The sequence below is a fragment of the Agrococcus sp. SGAir0287 genome, assembly GCF_005484985.1.
GTDB lineage: Bacteria > Actinomycetota > Actinomycetes > Actinomycetales > Microbacteriaceae > Agrococcus.
Genome location: NZ_CP027942.1, coordinates 2223405 through 2248602 on the forward strand (window position 1 = coordinate 2223405; position 25198 = coordinate 2248602).

Here is a 25198-nt window from a genome sequence, read left to right on the forward strand (position 1 = left end):
TGTCTCTCCCGTTCGATGGATGTAACGGTTCGATAACCGGGGGTCCATGCTACCCCGGTCGGCCTGGACGCACGGGCGCCGGCGTCCGCCATGGGCGGAACGCCGGCGCCGGTGCGAGCGGGCGTCACTCGAGGTCGGTCGTCTCGCCCCCGAGCGTGATGACGCCGTACGACCAGCCCTTGCGGCGGTAGACGACGGCGCACTGATCCGTCTCGGCGTCGACGAAGAGGTAGAAGGGATGCCCGACGAGCTCCATCTGGTCGACGGCCTGGCGCGTCGTCATCCGCTTCGACGGGAACTCCTTGCGCCGGATCACGACGGGCGACCACTCCTGCTCCTCGTCGACGATCGGCACCTCGCCGGTCGCGACGGCGGTGAGCACGGAGGCGTCGGCGGGCGTGACGTCGAGCCCGCGGAAGTCGCCAGAGGCGACCTCGCGCACCGAGGCGCGCTTCGCGCTGCGGTCGGTGCGCTTGTCGTGCATGCGCCGCGCCCGCTCCATGAGCTTGTGGAACGCCGCGTCGAACGCGATGTACTTGTCCGGCCCGTCCGCCTCGGAGCGGATGACGCTGCCGGGCACGAGCACGGTGATCTCGACGCGGTCGCCCGCGGCGCCGTTCGGCTCCGCGTGGCGCGACACGCGCGCTGCGATCGAGGTGGCACGGGGCAGCAGCAACGCGATCTTGTCGAGCTTCTCCTCGGCGTACGACTCGAAGCGATCGGTGATGCGTGCCCCTCGGGCGGTGATCTCGACGTCCACGGTGACCTCCAACCTGACGGGGCGATCCGCCCCGGGTCGGTGGCGGATGCGCCTTGGGTGCGGGCCAGCCTATCTGCACGCACCGGTCCCGTGTCCAGGCGCGATCGGTGCATCAGCCATGACGCGGCACGCGCGCGACGACGATGGCGGCGACGACGTGCGCGCCCGCCGCGCGGCACGCCGCGACGGCCTCGCGGAGCGTGGCCCCCGTCGTCGCGACGTCGTCGACGACGACGACCCGCGCCCCGTCGAGCAGACGCGCGTCGCCCGCTCGCGCGCGCAGCGCGCCGCGGTGCAGCCGCTCCTCGCGCCCACGTCGCTTCTGCTGGCCGTCGGCCGCCTGGCGCAGCTCGATCGAGCGCAGGCGCGCCCCCCTGGCGAGCACCCGGACCGGCACGAAGCCGCGCCGCCTCGTGCCCCCACGGCTCGCCGGCACGAGCACGGCGAGCGGCACCTCCGCCTCGTCGGCCATCGCCTCGTCGACGAGGCGCCGCAGCGTCGTGGCGAGCAGGCGCGTCGCCGACCCGCGACCCTCCTCCTTCGCGGCGAGCACGACCGCTCGCGCCGCGCCGTCGTACGTCGCCGCCCACACGAGCGGCACCGAGCCGAGCGACGCACGCTGCGTCGCGGCGAACGTCGCGGCGCAGTCGCGGCAGACCCCGTGGTCCGGCGTGCCGCAGCCCGCGCACGCCCGCGGCCACAGCACGCCGAGCGCCTCCCTCACGATCGCGTGCATGCCGCGAGGATGCTCCGGTGCGTCCGACGGAGGCGGACCGGCCGGCGCGCGGCGTGCACCGCGGCCGGCTGTGGAGCCCGCGCGCGCCCGCCGGTCCGCGGGCCGTCAGATCTGGATCGCGACGAGCCGCACGTCGGTCACGCTCGAGGCCGCCTGCCACTGCCCGCCGCGCAGCACGAGCAGCTCGCCGTCCGCCGAGCGAGCGCGCAGGGACGACGACGCACCCACGCCGCCGGCGAGCTGCGTGATCGCGTCCTGCGGCGTCGCGAGCTGCTGCGTCGTGCCTCCGAGGGCGAGCTGCACGAGCTGCTGGCCGCCATCGGTCGTCGAGGTGAGCACCGCGAGCGACGTCGCCGTCGCCCACGCGAGGTCGACCGCGGTGCCCGTCGCCTGCGGCATGCGCTGCGGCGACGCGATGCTCGTCGGGACGCCCTCCTCGCGCACGATGCCGGCGACCCACGTGGCCGTGCCGCCGCCGGCATCCGTGGCGACGGCGATGCGCGCGCCGTCGCGCGAGACCGCGATGGAGCTGATCCGCCCCTCCAGCTCGGGCAGCGCCAGGACGATCTCTCGCGTGCCGTCGCTCGCGACGATCGCCTGGATCGCAGGATCGGGCACCCACCACGCCCAGCCGGCGCGGTCGAGCGAGGGCGCCACCGTGACCCCCGTGTCGAGGACGGACGGCGAGGCGCCGGAGGTCAGCCGCAGCACCTGGCCGGAGGCGAGCGCGACGCCGAGTCCGTCCGCGTCGCGCACGGTGAGCGACGTCGCGTCGATCGCGTCGAGGTCGACGCCCCAGTCGGCCTCGAAGGGCGCGCCCTGGCCGACGAAGGCGAGCGCGCCGTCCGCCAGGACCAACGGCCTCGCGTCGACGGTCGGGAATGCCGCCTCGGGCGCGTCGAGGGAGGACGCCGAGTAGCCGTCGACGCCGTCCACGCCCAGCACGACCTCCGTCACCCCGAGGCGCGCGAGCGCCTGCTGGAGCTGCAGCGCGAGGAGGCTCAGCTCGACGCTCGACGACTCCTGCACCTGCTCGAACGACACCGTGATCTCCGCGGTCTCGTCGGTGAGGACGACGTCGCCGACGCGCACGGCGTCGGCGTCGGCCGCCGACCAGACGGCGGGGGCCAGCCACGCGACGGGGCCGGCGAGCACCGCGTCGACCACGTCGCCGGCGAGGTCGGCCGACGTGCGGGGGAACCAGCGCACGTCCGGCACGAGGATCGACCGATCGTCCGCGAACCACGCGAGCGTCTGCGCATCGAAGAGCCGCTCGAAGCTGAAGCGCGAGAGCACGAGGCCGGGCGGCGCCTCGGCGATGCGCCACTCCCCTCGCTGCTCGATGAGCACGAACGACAGCCGCGTCGCGTCGTCGGCGACGCTCGTGAACGATCCGTGCTCGTCGACCTCGCCGACGACGTCGACCACGGCGTCGACGGTCGCGCCGCCCGACGACGTCAGCTGCGGCTGGCCCGAGCGCAGCGTGACGCTCGCGAGCGGATCCCAGATCGCGCCGTCCGCGAGGTACTCGCGGGCGATCGAGAAGTCGTCCGCCGGGCTCAGCGCCGCCTGCAGGAAGCCCTGCACGATCTCGTCCTGCGACGCGCCCGCGACGGGGCCCTCGGCGATGAACTCCACGTCGCCGAGGCCGGTGCCCTCCTGCACCTCGCCGGCCGTCACGGGGCCGGAGTCGGGCAGGCCGACGCATCCCGCGACCAGGAGGGTGGCGACGGCGGTGGTGGCGACGGTCGCCCTGCGGATCCTCATGCTCGGCCCTCCGAGAGCTCGATGGCACCAAGACAGCCCCTCATGCTCGGCCCTCCACGATCTCGATCGCGCCCGTGTCGTCCGGCGGGAGCGCGATCGGCGAGGCGACGGCAGCCACGACGACGAGACAGCCCCTCATGCTCGGCCCTCCACGATCTCGATCGCGCCCGTGTCGTCCGGCGGGAGCGCGATCGGCGAGGCGACGTCCGACTGCGTGCCGCGCGGGATCGTGAGGCGGAAGGCGGTGCCCTCGCCGAGCCGCGACCACACGTCGAGCGTGCCGCCGTGCAGCGCCGCGTCCTCCTGGCTGATCGCGAGCCCGAGGCCCGTGCCGCCCGTGCGCCGCTGCCGCGAAGGGTCCGCGCGCCAGAAGCGGTCGAAGACGCGCCCGACCTCCTCTGGCGTCATGCCGACGCCGTGGTCGCGCACGGCGATCGCCACCGCCTCCTGGTTCGAGTCGACGGTGACCGTGATGGGCCTGCCCTCCCCGTGGTCGATCGCGTTGCCCAGCAGGTTCTGCAGGATGCGGCGGATGCGGCGCGGGTCGACGTCGGCGTCGAAGTGCCCGCCGGGGGCGACGAGCCGCACGGCCGAGCCGCGCTCCTCGGCGAGCAGCCGCACCGACTCGATCTCGTTCTCGGCGAGCCGCACGACGTTCGTCGGCTCGATCTCGAGCGTCGCTGCGCCGGCGTCGAACCGCGACATCTCGAGCAGGTCGGCGAGCATGACCTCGAAGCGGTCGATCTGGGTGTGGAGCAGCTCCGCCGTGCGCGCCGCGACGGGGTCGAGCGACTCCCGGCGGTCGTAGAGCACGTCGCCCGCGAGGCGGATCGTCGTGAGCGGCGTGCGCAGCTCGTGGCTCACGTCCGAGACGAAGCGCTGCTGCAGGTTCGACAGGGCACCGAGCCGCGTGATCTGCGACGACATCGAGTCGGCCATGTGGTTGAACGACCGCCCCAGCCGCGCGAGCACGTCGTCGCCGCGCACCGCCATGCGTTCGTCGAGCCTGCCGCTGGCGAGCTTCGCGCTCGTCGCAGCCGCCTGCTCGACGGGCGCGACGACCATCCGCACGACGACGACCGTCACGAGCGCGACGAGCGCGAGCAGCGCGATGCCGCCGATGACCATCGTCGTCTGCATGCGCTGCAGCGTCTCCTGCGCCTCCTGCAGGCTGTGCACGATGTAGAACTCGTACTGCCCCGCGTTCGGCACCTCGAGGAGCGTGCCGACGATGAGCCCCGGCGCCGACCCGTCGGGCGTCGAGAGGCGCACGGACTGGAAGTACGGCTCCCCGTCCGACGCAGCGACGCGCTCCTGCAGCTCGGGCGTGAGCAGCGAGTCGTCGAAGCCGCGCACGCGCGTGTCGCCGAGGTCGACGGCCGACTGCGCCTGGTCGGTCGTGCGCAGCATGGCGTACGCGGCCAGCGCGGGGTTCGAGATGAAGCCCGCCGCCGCCTGCAGCGCGCTCTCCTGCAGCTGCGCGAGCTCCGCCGTCGTCGACGAGCCCGCGGCATCCGTGAACACCTGCTGCGCTGCCTCGGTCGCGCGCACGGACTCGAGCAGCGCCTCGTCGCGACGTTGCTCGAAGATGCTCGCCCCGATGGAGATCGACATGTAGCCGCCGACGACGACCATCGCGAGCAGCGACAGCAGCACGCTCGTCGCGACGATGCGCAGCTGCAGCGACCGGCGCCACACGCTCGCGACGCGCTGTGGCAGCGAGCGCCGCACCGCCGCCATGCTCGGATCCCTACGCGGCGACGGCGCCGGCGCGGTAGCCGACCCCGCGCACGGTCGTGACGACGCGAGGCTCGTCGGGGTCGAGCTCGACCTTCGAGCGCAGGCGCTGCACGTGCACGTTCACGAGCCGCGTGTCGGCCTTGTACTGGTAGCCCCACACCTGCTCGAGGAGCATCTCGCGGCTGAAGACCTGGGACGGCTTCGAGGCGAGCGTCACGAGGAGGTCGAACTCGAGGGGGGTGAGCTGGATGCGCTCGTCGCCCCGGCGCACCTCGTGGCCGGGCACGTCGATCGTGAGGTCGGACACGTGCAGCGTCGTCTGCTCGGGCTCGCGACCGGGACGCAGTCGCGTGCGGATGCGCGCGACGAGCTCCTTGGGGTTGAACGGCTTGACGATGTAGTCGTCGGCGCCGGCCTCGAGGCCGCGCACGACGTCCGTCGTCTCGCCCTTCGCGGTGAGCATGATGATCGGCGTGCCGGACTCGGCCCGGATGAGCTGGCAGATCTGGATGCCGTCGAGGCCGGGGAGCATGAGGTCGAGCAGCACGAGATCCGGCTGCACCGCGCGGAAGCGGTCGAGCGCGTCGATGCCGTCCGGGCAGAACTCGAGGTCGAAGCCCTCGGCGCGCAGCACGATGCCGATCATCTCCGCCAGGGCGGTGTCGTCGTCGACGACCAGGATCGTGGGCATCGGGCTCCTCTCGCCGGGCCACGATACCCGAGCGAGGCTCAGCGTCGGCTCACGGCTCCGACACGTGCGCAGCCTCGGACGGCCGAGTCGGCAGGGCGCGCATCGTGCGGAAGGGGCTGAGCATGAACGGGACGATGGCGAGCGCCCCGAGCGCGACGCCGATCCACATCGCGGTCACCGTGCCGAACGCCGTGCCGAGCGCGCCGGCGAGCAGCGCGCCGATCGGCATGATCCCCCAGACCACGGTGCGGATACACGCGTTCATGCGACCGAGCAGCGGCTTGGGGCACAGCCGCTGCCGCGCGGTGACCTGCACGATGTTGAAGACGACGACGGTGAAGCCGAAGAGCGACTCGCCGACGACGAGCAGCACGACCGCGGCGTCCGGCAGCAGCACCGCGAGCGGCAGCAGCGTCGAGGCCGCCGCGAAGACGACGGTCGACCACGTGATGGTGGTGCCCTCGCCGATCCGTCGTGCGAGCGGCATCGCGAGCAGCGAGCCCGCGAGCGCGCCGACGGCGCCGATCGAGAGGATGACGCCGAACAGGAACGGGTCGATGCCGAGGATGCGCAGGATCGCGATCGGCAGGAGCGTGTAGACGATGATCGAGCCGAGGTTCGACAGCGCGACCGTCGCGACGACCCGGCGCAGCAGGTCCTCGCCTGCGACGAAGCGGATGCCCTCGGCGATCTCGAGGTGCAACGGCCGGCGATCCTGCCTGGGCGCGACCACCTCGCGGTCGCGGATGCCGCACAGCGCGAGGACCGACACGAGGAAGCCCGCGACGTTCGCGAGGAGCACGACCGGCGCCGAGAGGATGCCGAGCAGCGCACCGGCGAGGGCGGGCCCTCCGAGCCGCATGGTCTGCGCCGTCGCCTCGAGCACGCCGTTGGCGTCGCCCACGTGCTCGTCGTCGACGAGCACGGGCACGAACGACTGGTAGCCGACGTCGAAGAAGACGGTCGCGACCCCCACGACAGCGCCGACGGCGACGAGGTGCCAGATCTCGAGGTGGCCGAGCAGGGCGAGCAGCGGGATGACCGCGATCGCCGCGGCGCGCACGAGGTCGGCGACGATCATGACGTGGCGCTTGCGCATGCGGTCGAGCCACGCGCCGGCGGGGAGGCCCACGATGAGGAAGGCGGCGGTCTGCGCCGCGTTCAGGTAGCCCATCTCGGCATCGGTCGCCTGCAGCATCGTGACGGCGACGATCGGCATCGCGAGCCCCGCGAGCTGCGTGCCGAGCTGGCTCGTGCCCTCGCCGGCCCACAGCAGCACGAATCCCGGCTGCCTCCACACGGTGCTGCGTCCCATGTCGACGATGATCGCACACCGATTGAGTTTTCCCAATCACTTCGTGCGACGTGCGACGATGGGGCCGTGACCGAGCCGACGACGACGCCCGACGCCACCGCGTCCGAGGCGAGCCTCGAGGCGCGAGCGAAGGCGCTCGGCTCCCCCATCCGCTGGCGCATCCTGCGCCTGTGCCTGCACGAGCCGCGCACGAACCGCGAGCTCGCCGCGCTGCTGGACCGCAACCCCGCGACGATGCTGCACCACGTGCGCACCCTCGTCGACGCCGGCTACCTCGCACCGCAGGAGCCGCGCCGCGGCACGCGCGGCGCCCGCGAGATCCCCTACCTCGCGACGCGGTTGACATGGTCGGAGGAGGAGCAGACGTCGACGTCCGACGTCATCGTGCGGACGTTCCTCGAGGAGATCGAGGGACTCGCGCCGGACGACCTCGGCCTCCTCCGGGCGGGTCTGCGGCTCTCGCAGGCGGAGCTCGACGAGTTCTGGCGTCGCAGCCACGACATCGTGCAGGACCTCATGGCCCGCCGCGTGACGGAGCCGAACGTCGAGCGCACCTCGTGGTCGGTCTTCCTCGCCGTGCATCCCGACCGGCAGCAGGACGGCGCGCCCGCCGAGGGCGACGAGCGACGCTGACGCGCCTCAGCCCTCCAGTCGGTCGGCCGCCTCCAGCCAGGCCTCCTCGAGCTCGGCGAGGCGCTCCTCGACCTCGGCGAGCTCGCGCTGCATCTCGAGCAGCCGGTCGTAGTCGCCCTGGTCGACGACCGCGAAGGCCGCGAGCATCGCCTCCCGCTGCTCGGTGGCCTTCTGGACGCGACGCTCGAGGCTGCGCACCTCGAGCTCGAGCTGGCGGCGCTCGGCGCCCGATAGTCGCTGCGTCGCGGGCGCCGATCCCTGCGCGTCGAGCGGCGTGGCCGCCCGCCCGCGCTGCGAGGCCGCCTCGGCCTCGATCGCGAGGTACTGGTCGACGCCGCCCGGCAGGTGCTGCAGCCGACCGTCGACGACGGCGCGCTGCTGGTCGGTGACGCGCTCGATGAGGTACCGGTCGTGGCTGACGACGATGAGGCAGCCCGCCCACGAGTCGAGGAGGTCCTCGAGCGCCGCGAGCATGTCGGTGTCGAGGTCGTTCGTCGGCTCGTCGAGGATGAGCACGTTGGGCTCGTCGAGCAGGATGAGGAGCAGCTGCAGGCGGCGCCGTTGGCCGCCCGAGAGGTCGCGGATGGGCGTCGAGAGCTCGTCCGACTGGAAGCCGAGCCGCTCGAGCAGCTGCCCGGGCGTCAGCTCCTCCGAGCCGGAGCCGTACGAGGTGCGCAGGCGGCCGATGACGGTGCGCACGGGCTCGTGCTCGACGTCGCGCAGCTCGGCGAGCTCCTGGCTCAGCTGCGCGACCTTCACGGTCGCGCCGCGCTTCACGCGGCCGCTCGTCGGCTGGATCGTGCCGGCGACGAGCTGCAGCAGCGTCGACTTGCCCGCACCGTTGCGGCCGAGGATGCCCGTGCGCTCCCCCGGCGCGATGAGCCAGGTGACGTCGTCGAGCACCTGCCGCTCGCCGAACGACACCGACACGTCGCGCAGGTCCACCACGTCCTTGCCCAGGCGCGTCACGGCGAGCTGGGCGAGCGCCACGCGGTCGCGCGGCTCCGGCACGTCCTCGATGAGCTGCGTCGCGGCGTCGATGCGGAACTTCGGCTTCGACGTGCGCGCCGGCGCGCCGCGGCGCAGCCACGCGAGCTCCTTCCGCATGAGGCTCTGACGCTTCGCCTCCGTGACGCGCGCCATGCGGTCGCGCTCGACGCGCTGCAGCACGTATGCGGCGTAGCCGCCCTCGAAGGGCTCGACGATGCCGTCGTGCACCTCCCACGTGTCGGTGCACACCGCGTCGAGGAACCACCGGTCGTGCGTCACGACCGCGAGCGCGCCGCGCCCAGAGCCGAGCCGCCGCACGAGGTGGTCGGCGAGCCAGGCGATGCCCTGCACGTCGAGGTGGTTCGTCGGCTCGTCGAGCAGCAGCACGTCCCAGTCGCCTGCGAGCAGCCGCGCGAGCGCCACGCGACGTCGCTGGCCGCCGGAGAGCGACGCGATCGTGGCATCCCACGGCACGTCGCCGGCGAGCCCAGCCACGATCTCGCGGATGCGGGCGTCGCCTGCCCACTCGTGCTCCTCGCGGTCGCCGACGATCGTCGCGCCGACCGTGCCCTCGTGATCGAGCACGTCGCGCTGGTCGAGCATGCCGACGCGCAGGCCGCCGCGATGCGTGACGCGGCCGTCGTCGGGCTGCAGCGTGCCCGCGAGCAGACGCAGCAGCGTCGACTTGCCGTCGCCGTTGCGGCCGACGATGCCGATGCGATCGCCGTCGTCGAGTCCGAGCGAGACCGACTCGAAGACGACGCGATTGGGATGCGCGAGGCGGATGCGCTCAGCGCCGAGGAGGTGTGCCATGTCCCTCCAGGGTAGGCGCGGCGGCGGCGGTCGCCGGGCGCCGCTCAGTCGCCGAGCGGCTCCTCGCGCGGCTTCGCGGCGCGCTCGTAGTGCGCGAGCTGCTCGTTGAGCGCACGCATGAGCTGGAAGATCTGGTCGGGCAGCACCTTCACGCGGCTCACGACCTGCGCGTCGAGGCGCTCCGGCGAGCGGCCCGTGATCGCGGCGAAGTCGAGGGTGAAGTAGTGCCCGTTCTGCCCGACGGCGACGAAGTCGGCGAGGACGCCGCCTGCGATGGACTCGGGCACGTGCAGGCGGATGGCGGGATCGTCGCTCATGCCCCCAGCATCCCGCAGGACGCCCCGCTCAGTCGATGAGCCGCGCGCCGGGCACGGGACCCGTGACCTTCGTCGCCGTGATGCGCGCCGCCGACAGCGCGATCTGCAGCTCGAGCGCCGCGTCGAGGTCGGCGCAGAGGAAGGCGCACGTGGGGCCGGAGCCGGACACGATGCCCGCGAGGGCGCCGTTGCGCTCGCCGAGCTCGAGCGTGCCGGCGAGCCGCGGCGCGAGGTGCAGCGCCGCGGGCTGCAGGTCGTTCGAGAGCACCTCGGCGAGCATGTGCGCGTCGCCGAGGCGCAGCGCCTGCAGCACGCGCGCATCGACCTCGGGCCTGCGCACGGCCGGCATGATGTCGGCGCGGTGGCGCAGGCGGTGCTCGTCGAGCTCGGCGTAGACGTCCGGCGTCGACAGGCCCTCGTCGCCGAACGCGAGGACCCAGTGCAGCTGACCCTGCGCGAGGGCAGGGCTCAGCTCGTCGCCGCGCCCCGTGCCGACGGCGGTGCCGCCCTGCAGCGCGAACGGCACGTCGGCGCCGAGACGCGCCGCGAGCCGGTGCAGCTCGTCGCGGCCGAGCCGCAGTCCCCAGAGCTCGGCGCATGCGACGAGCGTCGCCGCCGCATCCGCGGATCCGCCGCCCATGCCGCCCGCGACGGGCACGTGCTTCTCGATCGACAGCGCGACGCCGCTCGTGATCTTCGCGTGCCGCGCGAGCAGCATCGCGGCGCGCACGGCGAGGTTGTCGGCGCCCGTCGACAGCCCGGAGACGTCGACGGGGCCCGTGAACGTCACCGAGAAGTCGTCGGCCTCGCGCGCCTCGACGATCTCGAGCAGGCTCACCGCGTGGTAGGCCGTGGCGATCTCGTGGTACCCGTCGTCCTGCAGCGATCCGACGCCGAGGTAGACGTTGATCTTCCCGGGCGCCTTCGCTCTGACGACGCTCGGCTGCACGCGTTCGACCCTATCCGCGCGGCGGGCGCCGATCCTCCACGTCCGCCCAGCGCGGGCACCGCCTCGCGAGCGATCCGCGTCGTCAGGCGAGCAGCGAGCCCGCGCGCGTGAAGGCGGCGAGGTCGAGCTGCTCGCCGCGCAGCATGGGGTCGATGCCGACCGACTCGAGCGCGCTCGACGCCTCGGCCGACGAGCCGAAGACGCTCGAGAGCGCCTGCCGCAGCATCTTGCGTCGCTGCCCGAACGCGGCGTCGATCACCCGGAAGGTCGCGCGGCGCAGCGTCTCGTCGCCGGGCAGCTCGCCGCGGCGGAAGCCCACGAGCACGCTGTCGACGTTCGGCACGGGCCAGAAGACCTGTCGGGAGACGTCGGCCTCGAGCGCCCATGCGCCCCACCACGCGACCTTCGCGCTCGGTGATCCGTACGTCTTCGATCCCGGCGGCGCCGCGAGGCGATGCCCGACCTCCGCCTGCACCATGACGAGGATGCGCTCGATCGAGTCGAACGTCTCGAGCAGGTGGATGAGCACCGGCACCGACACGTTGTAGGGCAGGTTCGCCACGACCGCCTCGGGCGCGACGGCGACGTCGTCGGCCGACAGGTGCAGCGCATCCTTCGCGACGACCGTCAGCGAGGCCTCCGGCTGATGCTGCGCGAGGGTGCGCGGCAGCCGCTCGGCGAGACGCGGGTCGATCTCCACGGCCGTGACGGCGCAGCCGGCCTCCGTGAGGCCGAGCGTGAGCGAGCCGAGGCCCGGCCCGACCTCGAGCACGGCGCGACCGTCGACGTCGGCGGTGCGCACGATGCGGCGCACGGTGTTGGCGTCGTGCACGAAGTTCTGCCCCCACCGCTTCGTCGGCGTGAGGTCGAGCTCGGCGGCGAGGCGGCGGATCTCGGTGGCGCCGAGCAGGCTCATGCCCACGTCCCGTACGCGCGGTGCGTGTTCTCGGTGAGCTGCGCGGCGAGCTCGTCGGCATCCGCACCGCGGCGCTCGGCCATCGCCCGCACGGTGACGGGGATGAGGTAGGGGCTGTTCGGCTGCCCGCGGTGCGGCGTGGGCGTGAGGAAGGGCGCGTCGGTCTCGACGAGCAGCAGCGCCGGATCGGCGACCGCGACGGCGCGATGCAGGTTCCTCGCGTTGCCGAACGTGACCGTGCCGGCGAACGACATGTACCAGCCGTGCTCGTTCGCGATGCGAGCGAGGTCCTCGTCGCCGGAGAAGCAGTGGAACACGGTCGTCTCGGGCGCGCCGACCCGCAGGAGGGTCTCGACGACGGCGTCGTGCGCGTCGCGGTCGTGGATCTGCAGCGCGATCCCGTGCCGCTTGGCGATGTCGATGTGCGCCTCGAACGACTCGTGCTGCGCGCGCCTGCCGTCCTCGCCCGTGCGGAAGAAGTCCAGCCCCGTCTCGCCGACGGCGCGCACGCGGGGCTGCGCGGCGAGCTCGTCGATGCGGCCGAGCGCGTCGAAGAGCGTGTCGGCGTCGGCGTAGCCCGGCGCCTCGTTGGGATGCAGCGCCACGGCGGCGAGCACGCGAGGATCGGCCGCGGCGAGCGCGGCCGACCACTCGGACGATGGCACGTCGCCGCCCACCTGGATGACGCCGGCGACGCCCGAGCGCTCGGCGGCATCCAGCGCCTCGCGGTAGCCGAAGGCCTCGCCGTCCTTGATCTCGAGGTGCGTGTGGTTGTCGTACACGGGCACGCCGAGCGGCGCCGGCTCCGGCGGCCGCGTCATGTCGCGGCCGGGGCTCGCCGCGCGCTCGCGCACGTACTCGCCGCCGGGCAGCGCATGGGGTCCGGGTTCGTCGGGCAGCGTCACCGCTCCAGCCTAGGTCCGCCGCGCCCTCCCGATCCTCGGGCGCGGCCCAGCGCACGGCATGCCTCACGGCGCGGGCTGACGAACGACTCGCGCACCCGGTTGTGTGGTGCCTCCCATCCGCCTGCGTCATGCTCGAGGCAGTCGAAGGAGGCCGACATGACCACCGCATCGCGCACGACCCGCACCGCGCTCGCGCTGCTCGCCGCAGCCGGACTCGCGCTCACCGCCGCCTGCTCGTCGACCACGAGCCCCGGGGCGTCCGGCGACCCGACCGACGAGCCGACGTCGTCGACGAGCCCGAGCCCCATCGACTCCGCGCCCCCGGCCGCCGGCGACCCCACGCCCATCCCCGACGACGACCCGCGCCTGTCGGATGCGATGGGCTCGCAGACCTTCCCGATCGTCGAGTGGGCCGAGGAGGGCACGACGATCGCCGTGCTCGTCGGCGGCTCCGGGTCGGCGGCGTGCGTGCCGTCGCCCGTGGGCGCGACCGTCGAGAGCGCGACGGCGATCACCGTCGAGTTCACGCCGCCGGACGGCGACATGATGTGCACCGCCGACTTCCGCGTCTACGGCTGGGAGATCCCGCTCACGGGCGAGGTCGACGCAACGCAGACGATCGAGGTCACGGTCGATGGGCTCACCGAGCAGGGCGAGCCGACCGTCGTGCCGCTGGCCCCGTAGTGGTCGACGAGCACCAGCCGCGCATCGTCGAGGGGAGGCCCGTCGAGCGCACCGCCCGGCGCGGCCTTCCCGACGGCGTCGACCGCGACGCGCTGGAGCGCGGCCCGGTCGTGCGCAGGCTCGACGCCGAGCGGATCGTCGTCGCGCTCCTCGCCCCCGCCGACGCGCCGCCCGTCGCGATCGCCACGAGGCGCCACGGCGCCGTCGTCCACGCCGTCTTCCAGCCGACGATCGTGAAGGGGCCGCGAGGCGCGGGCGTGCCGTGGCACCACGTGCTGCGCCTGCCGGACGCGGTCGGGCTCGACGACCCCCTCGTCGTGCGCGTCGTCGGGCTGGGCTTCGACGCGGACGTCGACCTCGCCGTCCCGCCGCGCTGAGCCGCTGCGCGGAGGGCAGTCGGGCGTCAGGCCAGCTGCGCGAGCAGCTCGTCGATCCGCTCGAAGTCCGAGTCCATGCCGCCCTCGTCGAGGCCGGACTCGACCATGCGGTCGCACGCCTCCCTCGTCGCGTAGGTCGACGTGATCGTGAGCTCGCAGCGGCCGTCGGCCGTCTCGGCGAGCTCGAGGATCTCCAGCGTCACGTCGTGCTCGCCGTCGAACTGCCACGTGTGCACGATCCGCGTCGGCAGCACCTCGTGGTACGCGCCCCAGAAGCGGTAGCGCCCCTCGCCGACCTCGACCGTGTAGTCGAACGCGCCGCCCGTGACGGCGTCGAAGCGATCGATGCGCACGCGCGAGCCGCGTGGCCCCATCCAGCGCACGAAGAGGTCGGCGGTCGTGTGCACGCGGTGCAGGTCCTCGACCGAGCCGTCGAACGTCCGACGATGGACGATGCTCTGCTCGCCGACGCGCTCGTGGGTCGTGCTGGTCACGGATGCCTCCTCGCCGGCGCCACGTGCGCCGACGTCGACGCTAGCGCCGCCGACCTCGCCGTGGCGAGGCCCGTCAGGCGTCGACGCCGGGACGCGGCACGTAGATCCACGCCTCGCGGCCGGAGGCGAGCACGACCGACGTGCGCTCGTAGCCGACCGACTCGTAGCGGTCCGTCGCGGCGAGGCCGCCGTCGTCGAGCGTCAGCACGCCGCCGTCGACGCGATCGGCGGGGTCGCCCGAGCGCTCGATGCCAGGATGCTCGTCGCTGCCGGACGCGGCGATGACGGCCGGGTCGGTGATGCGCACCGTCGTCAGACGCCAGCCGACGAGCGAGTCGGGCACGGTCGGCACGGGGCCGCCATAGATCGCCTGCTGCACCGAGCCCTGGCGGAGCGTGCCGAACGAGAAGACGTCGTGCGTGGTGCGCGCCGCGTCGTCGTCGACGCCCGGCTGGTCGAGCAGCGGCTCGTCGCCCGTCGGGCCGCCTGCGGCGAACCCGTCGACGCTCGTCACTGCGCCTCGACGCGCGGGAACAGCGGGGGGATCGTCGTGACGCGACCCGTGCCCCGCCACGCGTGCGCTGCGCGGACGTCCTGCGCTGCGACGGCGCCCTCGCCGCCGACGGCCTCCCACAGCGCCTGCGTCGACCGCGTCATGACCGGCGCGAGGAGGATCGCGACGGTGCCGATGCCCTGCACGAGCGTCGCGAGCACGCCGTCGAGCTCGTCGCTGCGCGTCTCGTCCTTCGCGAGCACCCACGGCGCTCGCTCGGTGACGAATCCGTTCAGGCGGTCGACGACGCGCATGGCCTGGTCGATCGCCTCGTGGATCTGGAACCGGTCGATCGCGGCATCCGCACGCACGACCGCCGCCTCGAGCAGCTCGGCGACCTCCGGCACGGCCGCCGCGTCGGGCACGACGCCGTCGCGGTACTTCTGCACCATCGCGATCGCGCGCGAGGCGAGGTTGCCCAGGCCGTTCGCGAGCTCCGCGTGGTAGCGGGCGTCGAGGTCCTCCCACGAGAACGACCCGTCGGAGCCGAACGCGATGGCGCGCATGAAGTAGTAGCGGAAGGCGTCGACGCCGAAGACGTCGGTGATCTGCTGCGGCGCGATGCCCGTGGCCTTCGACTTCGACATCTTCTCGCCGCCGACGAGCAGCCAGCCGTGGCCGAAGACGTGCTCGGAGACCTCGATGCCTGCCGCCATCTGCATCGCGGGCCAGATGACCGCATGGAAGCGGGCGATGTCCTTGCCGACGATGTGCGTCGCGGGCCACCGCGAGGCGAACCGCTCGTCGTCGACGCCGTAGCCGATCGCCGTCACGTAGTTGAGCAGCGCCTCGAACCACACGTAGACGACGTGGGTGTCGTCCCACGGCACCTTCACGCCCCAGTCGAACGTCGAGCGGCTGATCGACAGGTCGGTGAGGCCCTGCGCCACGAACGCGCGCACCTCGTTGCGCACGTGCTCGGGCTGCACGTAGTCGGGGCGCGACTCGTACAGGTCGAGCAGCTGCTGCTGGAAGTGGGACAGCCTGAAGAAGTAGTTCGCCTCGCGCACGGTCTCGACGGGGCGCGAGTGGATGGCGCACACGAGCTGGCCCTCGTACTCGCCCGTGCCGGGCACGAGGTCGCCGGCCGTCTTGTACTCCTCGCAGCCGACGCAGTACTCGGCCTCGAACTCGCCGTGGTAGATCCAGCCGGCGTCGTACAGGCGCTGCAGGAAGATGCGCACGCCCGCCTCGTGACGCGCCTCCGTCGTGCGGATGAAGTCGTCGTTGGCGATGTCGAGCAGCTCGAGCTGCGGCTTCCACGCCGTCTCGACGAGCCGATCCGTCCACTCCTGCGGCGTCGTCTCGTGCGCGATCGCCGTGCGCATGATCTTCTGGCCGTGCTCATCGGTGCCCGTGAGCATGAAGGTGTCGTCGCCGCGCATGCGGTGCCAGCGGGCGAGCGCGTCGGTCGCGACCTCGTTGTAGGCGTGGCCGATGTGCGGCACGTCGTTGACGTAGTAGATCGGCGTCGTGACCGTGAACCGCTCAGGCATGGTCTCCATCCTACGAAGGCGCCGACCCGTGTGACGCCGCTGCTCGCGCGGCGAGCACGGCCTCGTAGAGCTCGCGGCGTCCGCGCCCCGTCACCTCGGCGACCGCGCCTGTCGCATCCTTGAGCCGCTCGCCGCCCTCGACGCGGGCGAGCACCGCCGCGACGGCGTCGTCGAGGGATGCGGGCGCCGGGCTCGCGCCGCCGATCACGAGCACGATCTCCCCCTTCACGCCCTCGCGCGCCCACGGCTCCAGGTCTGCCGCCGTGCCGCGCCGCACCTCCTCGAAGCGCTTCGTGAGCTCGCGCGCGACGGCGACGCGGCGGTCGCCCAGCTCGTGCGCGACGTCCGCGAGCGCATCCGCGAGTCGATGCGGCGACTCGAAGAGCACGACCGTGCGCCGCTCGTCGGCGAGGGCGCGCAGGGCGGCGCGGCGCTCGCCCTGCTTGCGCGGCAGGAAGCCGTCGAAGGCGAAGCGGTCGGTCGGCAGGCCCGAGAGCGCGAGCGCCGTGAGCACGGCGGATGCGCCGGGCAGCACCGTCACGGGCACGTCGGCGGCGATCGCCGCCTGCACGAGGCGGAAGCCCGGGTCGGAGACCGTCGGCATGCCGGCGTCCGTGAGCACGAGCACGTCCTGCTCACGCGCCTGCTCGGCGAGCTCGGGGGCGAGCGCGTCCTCCGTGTGCTCGTGCACCGCGACGAGCGTCGGGCGCTCGGCGCGCTCGATGCCCAGCGCGGCGAGCAGACGCTGCGCCGTGCGCGTGTCCTCGGCGGCGATGACGGGCGCCGCGGCGAGCGCGTCGCGCAGGCGGCCGGTGGCGTCGCCGAGGTTGCCGATCGGCGTGGCGGCTACGAGGAGCATCCCGTCATCCAACCAGCCCCCCTCGGATGCCGGCTCCGCTTCGCTCCCTGAGGTGCGAGCGCAGCGAGCCTCGAAGGGTGCCCTCCCACCGCTCCCCGAGGTGCGAGCGCAGCGAGCCTTCAAGGGTGCCCTCCCACCGCTCCCCGAGGTGCGAGCGCAGCGAGCCTTCAAGGGTGCCCTCCCACCGCTCCCCGAGGTGCGAGCGCAGCGAGCCTTCAAGGGTGCCCTCCCACCGCTCCCTGAGGTGCGAGCGCAGCGAGCCTTCAAGGGTGCCCTCCCACCGCTCTGCCCGACATGCGAGCGCAGCGAGCCTCGAAGGCGGGCTCCCCCGGCACGGCGCCGGTGGCCGCGCGTGGGAGGATCGGCGGGTGACGCTCACGGATGCCAGCCCCGAGCATCCGGACGCGCGGCCGGAGCCCCCGGAGCCCGCTCGCCCTCGCCGCGACCTCCTCGCGCCGCTGCGCACGCCGCGCGCACGTCGCATCGTCGACGTCGCAGCCCCCATCGGCGTCATCGCGCTCGCCGCGACGCTGCGCTTCGCGAACCTCGGGTCGCCGCACGAGCTCGTCTTCGACGAGACGTACTACGTCAAGGACGCCTTCTCGCTGTACCAGCTGGGCTACGAGGGACGCTGGCCGGACGACGCGAACGCCGCCTTCGTCGACGGGGTCTCGACCCTCGAGTCGACACCCGCGTTCGTCGTCCACCCCCCGCTGGGCAAGTGGATCCTCGGCATCGGCATGGGGCTCGGCGGCATCGACGACCCCGTCGCCTGGCGATGGCCCGCCGCGCTCGTGGGCGTGCTCGTCGTGGTGCTCACGATGCTCGTCGCCCGCGGTCTCACGCGCTCCTGGTCGTTCGGCGCGCTCGCGGGCCTGCTGCTCGCGATCGACGGGCAGGCGATCGTCATGAGCCGGACGGCGCTGCTCGACCAGACCCTCGCCCTCTTCGTGCTCGCCGGCGCCGGCGCGATGCTGCTCGATCGCCGGGGCGCGCCGGCGCGCATCGTGCGCTGGCGGCATGCGCATCCCGGCTCCTGGCTGGGGCCGGCGCTCTGGGCACGACCGTGGCTCGTCGCCGCCGGCGCGCTGCTCGGTGCCGCGTGCGCCGTGAAGTGGTCGGGCCTGTACTTCGTCGCGGCGTTCGGACTCCTGAGCGTCGCGCTCGACGCGCTCGACCGCCGTCGCGCCGGCATCCGCGGCTGGCACGTCGGCACGCTGCTGACGCAGGCGCCCACGAGCCTCGTGCTCGTCGTGCTCCCCGCGCTCGCCGTCTACCTCGCATCGTGGACGGGATGGTTCGGCGGCGGCTACGGCTCATCGTGGGCGCGCGAGCATCCCGACGAGCTGCTCACGGGCGCGCTCGCGTGGGTGCCGGAGCGGCTGCAGTCGCTGTGGCACTACCACGAGCAGATGTGGACGTTCCACGTCGGCCTGACGAACGACCATCCGTTCGAGAGCCCCGCGTGGCAGTGGCTGCTGCTGCTGCGCCCCACCGCCTTCCTGCTGCACGCCGACGGCGACCTCATGACGTTCATCACGGCGCTGCCGAACCCGATCGTCTGGTTCCCCGCGGTCGCGGGCCTCGGCGTGCTGCTCTACCGAATGGGTGCGCGCCTCGACCGCTCGGCCGCGTTCCTCGTCGTCGCGGTCGCCGCCGGCTACGTGCCGTGGCTCGCCTTCCCCGACCGCACGATCTTCGCCTTCTACACGATCGTCTTCGAGCCGTTCCTCGTGATCGGGCTCGCGTACCTGCTGTGGCGTCTCGTGCACGGGCGCGTGCGCCCGGTCGTCGCGCGCGTCGGCCGCATCACGGTCGTCGCCCTCGTCGTGACGGCCATCGCCGCCACGATCTTCTTCGCGCCGATCTGGTACGGGGTCTGGGAGCCGGAGTCGCTGCTGCGGCTGCGGTACTGGCTGCCCGGCTGGCGCTGACCCTCAGTCCGCGGGCGGCGGCACTGCGGGCGATGCCGCACGGCAGGATGGATGCGTGACCGACGCGCCCCTCGCCATCCCGCACGCCGACGGCCCCGCGATCGAGGCGGTGGTCTCCGAGCCCGACGGCGAGGCGTGGGTCACGGTCGTGCTCGCGCACGGCGCAGGCGCCGGCAAGGATCATGCGTTCATGGTCGGCATGGCGCACGCGCTCGCCGAGGCGGGGATGCGGGTCGTGCGCTTCGACTTCCCGTACGTCACGGCGGGCAGGCGCTTCCCCGACCGCGCTCCGGCGGCGATCGCCGCGTGGCGCTCGGTCGCGGATGCGGCACGCACCCTGGACGACGTGCCCCTCGTCGCCGCCGGCAAGTCGTTCGGCGGTCGCATGGCGACCATGGCCGTCGCGGAGGGGATGCAGGTCGACGCGCTCGTCTCCCTCGGCTACCCGCTGCACGCGCCGGGCAAGCACGAGCGGCTGCGCGACGAGCACCTGTACGGCATGACGACGCCGCACCGCATCGTGCAGGGCACGAACGATCCGTTCTCGTCCGGCGACCTGCTCGAGGGCGTCGTGGCGCGCATCGGCTCGTCGGCGTCGATCGACCCGGTCGAGGGCGGCGGCCACTCGTTCGAGGTCGCAGGCAGGAGGCGCGCACCCGACGTCGTCGCCGCCGAGCTCGCGCCGCGCGTCGTCGCGTGGCTGCGTGCGACCGTCGGCTGAGGGCGCGATCACGCACGAGGGCCCCGGCGCAGCGCGCGCCGGGGCCCTCGTAGCGTCGGGTCAGTTGACCTCGGCCGGGTCTGCCGACACGCGGCCCGCCGCGCCCTGGTCGAGGGCGTCGATGGTCGCCATCTCGTCGGCGGTGAGCTCGAAGTCGAAGACCTCGGCGTTCTCGCGCATGCGCGCAGCACGGTTCGACTTGGGGAAGACGATGTGGCCGTGCTGCAGGTGCCAGCGGAGCACGACCTGCGCCCACGTCTTGTCGTGCGCCTCGGCGATGCCGGCCACCTGCGACGCGTAGTCGACCTTGCCCTGGCCGAGCGGGCCCCACGCCTCGAGCAGGATGTCGTGCTCGGCGGCGATCGCGGCGGTCTCGCGCTGCTGGAACTGCGGGTGCAGCTCGATCTGGTCGACGACGGGCTTCGCACCGCCCTCGGCGAGGAGCTGCGGCAGGTAGCGGTGGTCGAAGTTCGACACGCCGATGGAGGTCGTGAGGCCCTCCGAGCGCAGCTCCTGGAAGGTCGTCCAGGTCTCCTGCCACAGACCCTTCTCGGGGCAGGGCCAGTGGATGAGGTAGAGGTCGACGCGCTCGAGCCCGAGCTTCTCGAGGCTCGAAGCCATCGCGTCGCGCGACGCGGTGCGGCCCTGGTCGTCGTTCCAGCACTTCGTCGTGACGTAGAGCTCGTCGCGCGGGATGCCGGAGGCGGCGATCGCGCGGCCCACGCCCTCCTCGTTGCCGTACACGGCTGCGGTGTCGATGTGGCGATAGCCGGCCTCGAGGGCGTCGGTCACGATGCGCTCGGTCTCGGCCGGGTTGACCTTGAACACGCCGAACCCGAGCTGCGGGATGGACGTGCCGTCGTTGAGGGCGACGGTGGGGATGGACGTCATGCATGCTCCTTCTCGTCTGCGAGCGTCGCGAGCCGCGCGGGATCGCCGCGGGCCGTCGGGAGGCGATGCGCTCGCCGTCGACGAGCCTAGCGATGGGCGCTCAGCCGACGACCTCGACGAGCCAGGCCTTGACGACCGCCCACGAGCGGCTCGCGGGGTCGAGGTGGGCGAAGTGCTCCTCCCCCTCGACGATCTCGAGGCGCACGTCGTCGCCCGCCGCGGTCGCGGCATCCGCGTACGTCTCGCTCTGCGACGGCGGCACCGTGACGTCCTCGTCGCCGGTGACGATCAGCTGCGGCACGCCGAGCGGCACCATCTGCGCGGGCGAGGTGATCGCGGCGAGCTCCGCGGGCACCGGCCGGTCCGGGTCGATCTCGAGCAGCGATGCGACGGCGCCGCCGCCGAGGGACTGCTCCTGCGCTGTCACGAGGTCGTTGACGCCCGCCTGGCTCGCCGCCGCGACGGGCACGAGGGCGGGGCCGGCGCCGGGTGCGCCCTCGGGCAGCGTCGCGCGCCCGGCGGCCCACAACGCGAGCTGCCCGCCGGCCGAGTGCCCGACGATGGCGACCCGGCCGAGGTCGAGTCCCGCGTCGGCGCCGACCGTCGCCAGCAGGTCGACCGCTGCGGCGACGTCGTCGAACGTCGCGGGGGTGCCTCCGCCCGCGCCGACGCCGCGGTAGTCGACGTTCCACACGGCGTAGCCGTCGGCGACGAGGTCGGCGGCGACGGCATCCTCGAGCGACCGGTCGTAGCCCGACTGCCAGTAGCCGCCGTGCACGAGGATCACCGTCGCACGCACCTCGCCGGCGGGGAGGATGAGGTCGCAGACCTGGGCCGGATCGTCGCCGTAGGCGTGGGTGGTCGTCACCGCACCATCCTCCTCGACGACCTCGTCGACGGGATCCGACACGCAGCCCGCGAGCGTCGCCGCGAGCGCGAGGGAGCCGACGAGCAGGGTGCGGCGTCGCAGCACCTCAGCGGCGCCTGCGCCGGCTGACGACGAGCGCGAGCACGGCGATCACGAGGGCGAGCGGGCCGATGAGGGCGAAGACGAGACCTCCGCCGATGCCCGCGAGCCGCGCCCCGGTCTCGGCCACGGCCGGCAGCGGGGTCAGCAGCAGCACGAGGAACGCGAGCGCGCGTGCGCCCGACGCCAGGAGCCATCCGAGCACGCCGAACCCGAGCAGCACCGTCAACGGCGTGATGACCCAGGAGAGCTGCGCGTCGAACGGGACGAGCTGCCTGTACAGCGACGCCTGGTACGCCATCGCCGCGATCGCGCCCGCCACCATCACGAGGGCTCCGAGCACGCGCCGGACGACGCTGCCGGGCGCCGCGAGGCACGCGACGACCGCGCCCGTCACCGCGAGGAGCAGCATCGCGGCCGGGTAGATCAGCTGATCGACGTCGGGTGGCCCGGCAGGCGCCAGCCAGACGCCCGCCTGCCCGACGTAGGTGAGCAGGAGCGCACCGCTCACGATGCCCAGTGCGCCGGCGGCGAGCAGGCTGCCGCGCCTGCGCTCCGGTCGCAGCGGCTCGAGCGGCGTGCCGGGGCGCGCGGGCAGCGCGATGGTCTGCGCGGTGGGCGGCGGCGTGGGGATGCTCATGGCAGGCAGCGAAGCACCGGGGGCTGGATGCGCGCTGACGCGAGGGACGGCCCCGGTGCGCGACGCCGACCGCAGGCGGCTCGACTCAGGCGGCCTCGTACGTCTCGCAGTGCGCCGTGCCCTGCCCGCCGGCGATGCGGACCTCGCCGGCGAGGCACAGCGCCGACTGGTTGTGCACGCACTCGGTGCGCTGGCAGGCGCCGACGTGGCTCACGACCTTCGGCAGACCTCCGTCGATGCCGAGCGGCAGGAAGGTGGCGCAGCCCGCGCCGTCGCCGCCGACGGTGATCGCGGGGGCGTGGCATCCGTCGTGGTTGTAGCCGCACTCGGTGGCGCTGCAGGACGTGACGGTGGGGAGCTGCTCGATGGTCATGGCGTCCTCCTCGGGCTCGTGCCGACAGGATGCACCCGCCCCGTGCGGCTGTCCAGCAAGGCCAGGCTGCCCTGACCGGCGGCGTCAGCCCGACGTGGAACGCCCGACGCGCCGCGAGTGGACGCGTCACCGTCGCCGCGAGGCGGACATGCCACCATGAGCGGCACGCGCCGCACGGAGGGACGGATCCATGACCTGGACGACGCGACGGCGGCACGGCATCGCGATCGGCCTCGCCGCGCTCGCTGCGATGCTGGCGGGATGCGCGACGGCGCAGGATCCGGGCGCCCAGGAGACGAGCGCGTCGCCCTCCGCCGCAGCGAGCGCCTCCCCGACCCCGACGCCCACGCCCACGCCGTCGCCGAGCCAGGAGCCCGCCGCCGAGCCCGCGCAGTGCAGCGACGCGTACGTCGTGCGGCAGACGTCGCAGAACGGCTTCGCGAACTTCCAGGGGAGCGAGCAGGAGGTGCTCGCTCAGGCGCAGCCTCGCGGCGGCTTCGTGCATCCCGACGCGCTGGCATCCCTCGACGTGCTGTGCGCCGTCACGTACCTGGCGCCGACGAGCGGCGGGCCGGGGATCGTCGAGATCTCGGTGGCGTTCGTCGCACCGGGCCCGGAGGCGGAGGCGCAGCTGGCCGCCTGGGCGAGCGCCAACGGGTACGAGCCGTACGACATGAGCACGCCCTACGCCGAACGATCCCAGCCGGCCGAGGCGAACGGCGACACCACGAGGAAGATCCTCTTCTCCCCGCTGTCGCGGTTCGGAGGCCCGGACGCGCTCAGCGCCGAGGAGTGGTCGCAGCTCGTCGGCGTCCCCGTCACTCTGGACACGCTGATGGTGTCGCACTCGGACTTCACGATCCCGCAGGGCTGACCCTCGCTCGCGGTCGGCGCGTCAGGCGTCGATCGCGCGGCGGAGGTAGTGGATGCGGTCGCGCAGCTGCTGCATCGACGCCTTCGCCACCTCGGGTCCGCCGCAGACGCGCCGCGCCTCGGCGTGCACCATGCCGTGCGTCTGCCCGCGCTTCTTCGCGACGATCGTCACGAGGGCGTTGAGCAGCTGGCGATCCTCGCGCAGCGAGCGGAACAGCGCGTCGGGCTGCGGCGGCGCCGGCCGTTCGGCGAGGCGCGCCGCCTGCCTGCGCTGCCTGCGCTGGAGGAGGTCCGACACCTCCTCGGGCTCGAGGATGCCGGGGATGCCGATGAAGTCGTGCTCCTCGTCGGTGCCCGGCTCGACGAGCTGGCCGAACTCCTGGTCGCCGAAGAGCACCTTGTCGAACGTCGCGGCGGACGACAGCGGCTGCCACGTGAACGGCGCCTCCTCGCGGTCCTCCGCGTCGGGCTTCCCGGCCGCCGCCATGAGCTCGTCGTCGAGCAGCTGGTCGTCGTCGGTGGGCTTCCCGAGCGCATGGTCGCGCTGCCGCTCGAGCTCGGCGGCGAGCTGCAGCAGCACGGGCACCGAGGGCAGGAAGACGGTGGCGGTCTCGCCGCGGCGCCGCGAGCGCACGAAGCGCCCGATGGCCTGCGCGAAGAACAGCGGCGTCGCCGACGACGTCGCGTAGACGCCGACGGCGAGGCGCGGCACGTCGACGCCCTCCGACACCATGCGCACCGCGACCATCCACCGCGACTCGTCGGCGGAGAACTCCTCGATGCGCGCGCTGGCGCCCGCGTCGTCGGAGAGCACGACCGTGACGCGCTCGCGGCAGATGCCCTCGAGGATCTGCGCGTACTCGCGCGCCTGCGCCTGGTCGGTCGCGATGACGAGGCCGCCCGCATCCGGCACCTGCTCGCGAACCTGCGTGAGCCGCGCGTCCGCGCTGCGCAGCACCTGCTGGATCCAGGTGCCTCCGGGATCGAGCGCGGTGCGCCACGCGGCGGAGGTGATGTCCTTCGCGTCCTCGTGGCCAAGGGTCGCGCGCATCTCCTCGCCCATCGAGGTGCGCCACTCCATCGTGCCGGCGTAGGCCATGAAGAGCACGGGTCGCACGACGTGGTCGGCGAGCGCTCGGGCGTAGCCGTAGTCGTAGTCGGTCGCCGAGTAGCGCACGCCGTCCTCGGCGGGCGCGTACTCGACGAACGGGATCGGCGCGTCGTCGCTGCGGAACGGCGTGCCCGTGAGCGACAGGCGCCGGGTCGCGGGCCCGAACGCCTCTCGCACCGCATCGCCCCAGGACAGCGCATCGCCCGCATGGTGCACCTCGTCGAGGATGACGAGCGTGTCGGCCGAGCGCGTCATGCGCTCATGGAGCGCGGGCCTCGCCGCCACCTGCGCGTACGTCACGGCGACGCCGTGGTAGTGCCTCGCGGCCTCGCCGTGGGCGTTGCGGAAGCCGGGATCGAGGCGGATGCCGGCACGGGCTGCGGCGTCCGCCCACTGCGTCTTGAGGTGCTCGGTGGGCGCGACGACCGTGACGCGTCGCACGGACCCGCGGCGCAGCAGCTCGGAGGCGAGTCGCAGGGCGAAGGTCGTCTTGCCGGCGCCGGGCGTCGCGGCTGCGAGGAAGTCGCGCGGCTCGCGATCGAAGTATCGCTCGAGCGCCTCCTGCTGCCAGGCGCGCAGCGTCTGCGTCGTGCCCCAGGCCGCGCGCTCAGGATACGCGGGGCTCAGATGGTCGGCGGCCCAGGAACCGTAGTGCTGGGGCTCGCTCGACATGACGGTCCACGGTAGCCGGGA

At 73.4% G+C, this 25198-nt stretch carries 26 protein-coding genes; 6 read left to right on the forward strand and 20 right to left on the reverse strand.

The window, feature by feature from the left end; translation table 11 throughout:
* Nucleotides 1–124: 124 nt before the first annotated feature.
* The 6 genes from hpf to C1N71_RS10610 all read right to left on the reverse strand — a co-directional run bounded on the left by hpf (nucleotide 125) and on the right by C1N71_RS10610 (nucleotide 7009).
* Nucleotides 125–760 carry a ribosome hibernation-promoting factor, HPF/YfiA family gene (gene hpf / locus C1N71_RS10585; protein WP_137756367.1) on the reverse strand — a complete coding sequence of 212 codons (636 nt, stop codon included), beginning with the start codon at nucleotides 758–760 and terminating at the stop codon, nucleotides 125–127.
* Between the two features lie 112 nt (nucleotides 761–872).
* A complete protein-coding gene (locus tag C1N71_RS10590; protein WP_137756368.1) occupies nucleotides 873–1496 on the reverse strand; it encodes a ComF family protein in 624 nt (207 codons plus the stop codon).
* A gap of 105 nt (nucleotides 1497–1601) precedes the next feature.
* The gene (locus C1N71_RS10595; RefSeq protein ID WP_137756369.1) at nucleotides 1602–3263 is read right to left on the reverse strand and encodes an LpqB family beta-propeller domain-containing protein; all 1662 of its coding nucleotides are present in this window, start codon (nucleotides 3261–3263) and stop codon (nucleotides 1602–1604) included.
* A gap of 135 nt (nucleotides 3264–3398) precedes the next feature.
* On the reverse strand, nucleotides 3399–5003 hold the full coding sequence (gene mtrB, locus C1N71_RS10600; RefSeq protein ID WP_137756370.1) for an MtrAB system histidine kinase MtrB: 1605 nt from the start codon (nucleotides 5001–5003) through the stop codon (nucleotides 3399–3401).
* 10 nt (nucleotides 5004–5013) lie between these two features.
* Nucleotides 5014–5694: an MtrAB system response regulator MtrA gene (gene mtrA / locus C1N71_RS10605; RefSeq protein ID WP_137756371.1), complete on the reverse strand. Its 681-nt coding sequence runs from the start codon at nucleotides 5692–5694 to the stop codon at nucleotides 5014–5016.
* Between the two features lie 49 nt (nucleotides 5695–5743).
* Entirely contained in the window at nucleotides 5744–7009 is a 1266-nt protein-coding gene (locus C1N71_RS10610) for an MFS transporter (RefSeq protein ID WP_137756372.1), read from the reverse strand.
* 66 nt (nucleotides 7010–7075) lie between these two features.
* On the opposite strand from C1N71_RS10610, the gene C1N71_RS10615 reads away from it, so the two are divergent.
* On the forward strand, nucleotides 7076–7642 hold the full coding sequence (locus tag C1N71_RS10615; protein WP_137756373.1) for an ArsR/SmtB family transcription factor: 567 nt from the start codon (nucleotides 7076–7078) through the stop codon (nucleotides 7640–7642).
* A 6-nt stretch (nucleotides 7643–7648) separates the two neighbouring features.
* On the opposite strand, the gene C1N71_RS10620 is transcribed toward C1N71_RS10615, so the two are convergent.
* From C1N71_RS10620 to C1N71_RS10640, 5 genes are all read right to left on the reverse strand, one after another.
* On the reverse strand, nucleotides 7649–9445 hold the full coding sequence (locus tag C1N71_RS10620; RefSeq protein ID WP_137756374.1) for an ABC-F family ATP-binding cassette domain-containing protein: 1797 nt from the start codon (nucleotides 9443–9445) through the stop codon (nucleotides 7649–7651).
* A gap of 44 nt (nucleotides 9446–9489) precedes the next feature.
* Nucleotides 9490–9762 carry a DUF3467 domain-containing protein gene (locus C1N71_RS10625; protein WP_137756375.1) on the reverse strand — a complete coding sequence of 91 codons (273 nt, stop codon included), beginning with the start codon at nucleotides 9760–9762 and terminating at the stop codon, nucleotides 9490–9492.
* A gap of 28 nt (nucleotides 9763–9790) precedes the next feature.
* A complete protein-coding gene (locus tag C1N71_RS10630) occupies nucleotides 9791–10711 on the reverse strand; it encodes a 4-(cytidine 5'-diphospho)-2-C-methyl-D-erythritol kinase (protein ID WP_137756376.1) in 921 nt (306 codons plus the stop codon).
* 82 nt (nucleotides 10712–10793) lie between these two features.
* On the reverse strand, nucleotides 10794–11627 hold the full coding sequence (gene rsmA, locus C1N71_RS10635; RefSeq protein ID WP_441297053.1) for a 16S rRNA (adenine(1518)-N(6)/adenine(1519)-N(6))-dimethyltransferase RsmA: 834 nt from the start codon (nucleotides 11625–11627) through the stop codon (nucleotides 10794–10796).
* Complete coding sequence (locus C1N71_RS10640; RefSeq protein WP_137757308.1) at nucleotides 11624–12448, reverse strand: TatD family hydrolase; 825 nt, start codon at nucleotides 12446–12448, stop codon at nucleotides 11624–11626. Before C1N71_RS10640 ends, rsmA begins: the two co-directional genes overlap by 4 nt.
* 240 nt (nucleotides 12449–12688) lie before the next feature.
* Between C1N71_RS10640 and C1N71_RS10645 the strand changes: the two genes are divergently transcribed.
* Nucleotides 12689–13216: a hypothetical protein gene (locus C1N71_RS10645; protein WP_137756378.1), complete on the forward strand. Its 528-nt coding sequence runs from the start codon at nucleotides 12689–12691 to the stop codon at nucleotides 13214–13216.
* The gene (locus tag C1N71_RS10650) at nucleotides 13216–13593 is read left to right on the forward strand and encodes a hypothetical protein (RefSeq protein ID WP_137756379.1); all 378 of its coding nucleotides are present in this window, start codon (nucleotides 13216–13218) and stop codon (nucleotides 13591–13593) included. The genes C1N71_RS10645 and C1N71_RS10650 overlap by 1 nt, the downstream gene beginning before the upstream one ends.
* Before the next feature lie 26 nt (nucleotides 13594–13619).
* On the opposite strand, the gene C1N71_RS10655 is transcribed toward C1N71_RS10650, so the two are convergent.
* The 4 genes from C1N71_RS10655 to rsmI all read right to left on the reverse strand — a co-directional run bounded on the left by C1N71_RS10655 (nucleotide 13620) and on the right by rsmI (nucleotide 16995).
* Nucleotides 13620–14087 carry an SRPBCC domain-containing protein gene (locus C1N71_RS10655; RefSeq protein ID WP_137756380.1) on the reverse strand — a complete coding sequence of 156 codons (468 nt, stop codon included), beginning with the start codon at nucleotides 14085–14087 and terminating at the stop codon, nucleotides 13620–13622.
* 73 nt (nucleotides 14088–14160) lie between these two features.
* The gene (locus tag C1N71_RS10660) at nucleotides 14161–14601 is read right to left on the reverse strand and encodes a gamma-glutamylcyclotransferase family protein (RefSeq protein ID WP_254677983.1); all 441 of its coding nucleotides are present in this window, start codon (nucleotides 14599–14601) and stop codon (nucleotides 14161–14163) included.
* Entirely contained in the window at nucleotides 14598–16136 is a 1539-nt protein-coding gene (gene metG, locus C1N71_RS10665; RefSeq protein WP_137756381.1) for a methionine--tRNA ligase, read from the reverse strand. Before metG ends, C1N71_RS10660 begins: the two co-directional genes overlap by 4 nt.
* A 10-nt stretch (nucleotides 16137–16146) precedes the next feature.
* Complete coding sequence (rsmI, locus tag C1N71_RS10670; RefSeq protein WP_137756382.1) at nucleotides 16147–16995, reverse strand: 16S rRNA (cytidine(1402)-2'-O)-methyltransferase; 849 nt, start codon at nucleotides 16993–16995, stop codon at nucleotides 16147–16149.
* A 368-nt stretch (nucleotides 16996–17363) separates the two neighbouring features.
* Between rsmI and C1N71_RS10675 the strand changes: the two genes are divergently transcribed.
* Both C1N71_RS10675 and C1N71_RS10680 read left to right on the forward strand, forming a co-directional pair.
* Nucleotides 17364–18929 (forward strand): dolichyl-phosphate-mannose--protein mannosyltransferase, encoded by a 1566-nt coding sequence (locus tag C1N71_RS10675; RefSeq protein ID WP_137756383.1) that lies wholly within the window; start codon nucleotides 17364–17366, stop codon nucleotides 18927–18929.
* 55 nt (nucleotides 18930–18984) lie between these two features.
* A complete protein-coding gene (locus C1N71_RS10680) occupies nucleotides 18985–19650 on the forward strand; it encodes an alpha/beta hydrolase family protein (protein WP_137756384.1) in 666 nt (221 codons plus the stop codon).
* Between the two features lie 60 nt (nucleotides 19651–19710).
* Here C1N71_RS10680 and C1N71_RS10685 read toward each other — a convergent pair whose 3' ends face one another.
* The 4 genes from C1N71_RS10685 to C1N71_RS10700 form a co-directional block, all read right to left on the reverse strand.
* Nucleotides 19711–20541 carry an aldo/keto reductase gene (locus tag C1N71_RS10685; protein ID WP_137756385.1) on the reverse strand — a complete coding sequence of 277 codons (831 nt, stop codon included), beginning with the start codon at nucleotides 20539–20541 and terminating at the stop codon, nucleotides 19711–19713.
* Between the two features lie 100 nt (nucleotides 20542–20641).
* Nucleotides 20642–21514 carry an alpha/beta hydrolase family protein gene (locus C1N71_RS10690; RefSeq protein ID WP_217495987.1) on the reverse strand — a complete coding sequence of 291 codons (873 nt, stop codon included), beginning with the start codon at nucleotides 21512–21514 and terminating at the stop codon, nucleotides 20642–20644.
* Nucleotide 21515: 1 nt separating this feature from the next.
* The gene (locus C1N71_RS10695) at nucleotides 21516–22148 is read right to left on the reverse strand and encodes a hypothetical protein (RefSeq protein WP_137756386.1); all 633 of its coding nucleotides are present in this window, start codon (nucleotides 22146–22148) and stop codon (nucleotides 21516–21518) included.
* A gap of 85 nt (nucleotides 22149–22233) precedes the next feature.
* The gene (locus C1N71_RS10700; RefSeq protein WP_137756387.1) at nucleotides 22234–22521 is read right to left on the reverse strand and encodes a DUF1540 domain-containing protein; all 288 of its coding nucleotides are present in this window, start codon (nucleotides 22519–22521) and stop codon (nucleotides 22234–22236) included.
* A 190-nt stretch (nucleotides 22522–22711) separates the two neighbouring features.
* On the opposite strand from C1N71_RS10700, the gene C1N71_RS10705 reads away from it, so the two are divergent.
* On the forward strand, nucleotides 22712–23395 hold the full coding sequence (locus C1N71_RS10705) for a hypothetical protein (RefSeq protein ID WP_137756388.1): 684 nt from the start codon (nucleotides 22712–22714) through the stop codon (nucleotides 23393–23395).
* A gap of 21 nt (nucleotides 23396–23416) precedes the next feature.
* On the opposite strand, the gene C1N71_RS10710 is transcribed toward C1N71_RS10705, so the two are convergent.
* Nucleotides 23417–25177, reverse strand: a complete 1761-nt coding sequence (locus C1N71_RS10710) for a DEAD/DEAH box helicase (RefSeq protein ID WP_137756389.1) — start codon at nucleotides 25175–25177, stop codon at nucleotides 23417–23419.
* Nucleotides 25178–25198 lie beyond the last annotated feature (21 nt).

Excerpts from the sequence above, each read along its gene's own strand:
- C1N71_RS10590 (WP_137756368.1), bottom strand. The coding sequence starts at position 1,496 with ATGCACGCGATCGTGAGGGAGGCGCTCGGCGTGCTGTGGCCGCGGGCG.
- C1N71_RS10595 (WP_137756369.1), bottom strand. The coding sequence starts at position 3,263 with ATGAGGATCCGCAGGGCGACCGTCGCCACCACCGCCGTCGCCACCCTC.
- mtrB (WP_137756370.1), bottom strand. The coding sequence starts at position 5,003 with ATGGCGGCGGTGCGGCGCTCGCTGCCACAGCGCGTCGCGAGCGTGTGG.
- mtrA (WP_137756371.1), bottom strand. The coding sequence starts at position 5,694 with ATGCCCACGATCCTGGTCGTCGACGACGACACCGCCCTGGCGGAGATG.
- C1N71_RS10610 (WP_137756372.1), bottom strand. The coding sequence starts at position 7,009 with ATGGGACGCAGCACCGTGTGGAGGCAGCCGGGATTCGTGCTGCTGTGG.
- C1N71_RS10620 (WP_137756374.1), bottom strand. The coding sequence starts at position 9,445 with ATGGCACACCTCCTCGGCGCTGAGCGCATCCGCCTCGCGCATCCCAAT.
- C1N71_RS10625 (WP_137756375.1), bottom strand. The coding sequence starts at position 9,762 with ATGAGCGACGATCCCGCCATCCGCCTGCACGTGCCCGAGTCCATCGCA.
- rsmA (WP_441297053.1), bottom strand. The coding sequence starts at position 11,627 with ATGAGCCTGCTCGGCGCCACCGAGATCCGCCGCCTCGCCGCCGAGCTC.
- C1N71_RS10640 (WP_137757308.1), bottom strand. The coding sequence starts at position 12,448 with ATGACGCGGCCGCCGGAGCCGGCGCCGCTCGGCGTGCCCGTGTACGAC.
- C1N71_RS10645 (WP_137756378.1), top strand. The coding sequence starts at position 12,689 with ATGACCACCGCATCGCGCACGACCCGCACCGCGCTCGCGCTGCTCGCC.
- metG (WP_137756381.1), bottom strand. The coding sequence starts at position 16,136 with ATGCCTGAGCGGTTCACGGTCACGACGCCGATCTACTACGTCAACGAC.
- rsmI (WP_137756382.1), bottom strand. The coding sequence starts at position 16,995 with ATGCTCCTCGTAGCCGCCACGCCGATCGGCAACCTCGGCGACGCCACC.
- C1N71_RS10685 (WP_137756385.1), bottom strand. The coding sequence starts at position 20,541 with ATGACGTCCATCCCCACCGTCGCCCTCAACGACGGCACGTCCATCCCG.
- C1N71_RS10695 (WP_137756386.1), bottom strand. The coding sequence starts at position 22,148 with ATGAGCATCCCCACGCCGCCGCCCACCGCGCAGACCATCGCGCTGCCC.
- C1N71_RS10700 (WP_137756387.1), bottom strand. The coding sequence starts at position 22,521 with ATGACCATCGAGCAGCTCCCCACCGTCACGTCCTGCAGCGCCACCGAG.
- C1N71_RS10705 (WP_137756388.1), top strand. The coding sequence starts at position 22,712 with ATGACCTGGACGACGCGACGGCGGCACGGCATCGCGATCGGCCTCGCC.
- C1N71_RS10710 (WP_137756389.1), bottom strand. The coding sequence starts at position 25,177 with ATGTCGAGCGAGCCCCAGCACTACGGTTCCTGGGCCGCCGACCATCTG.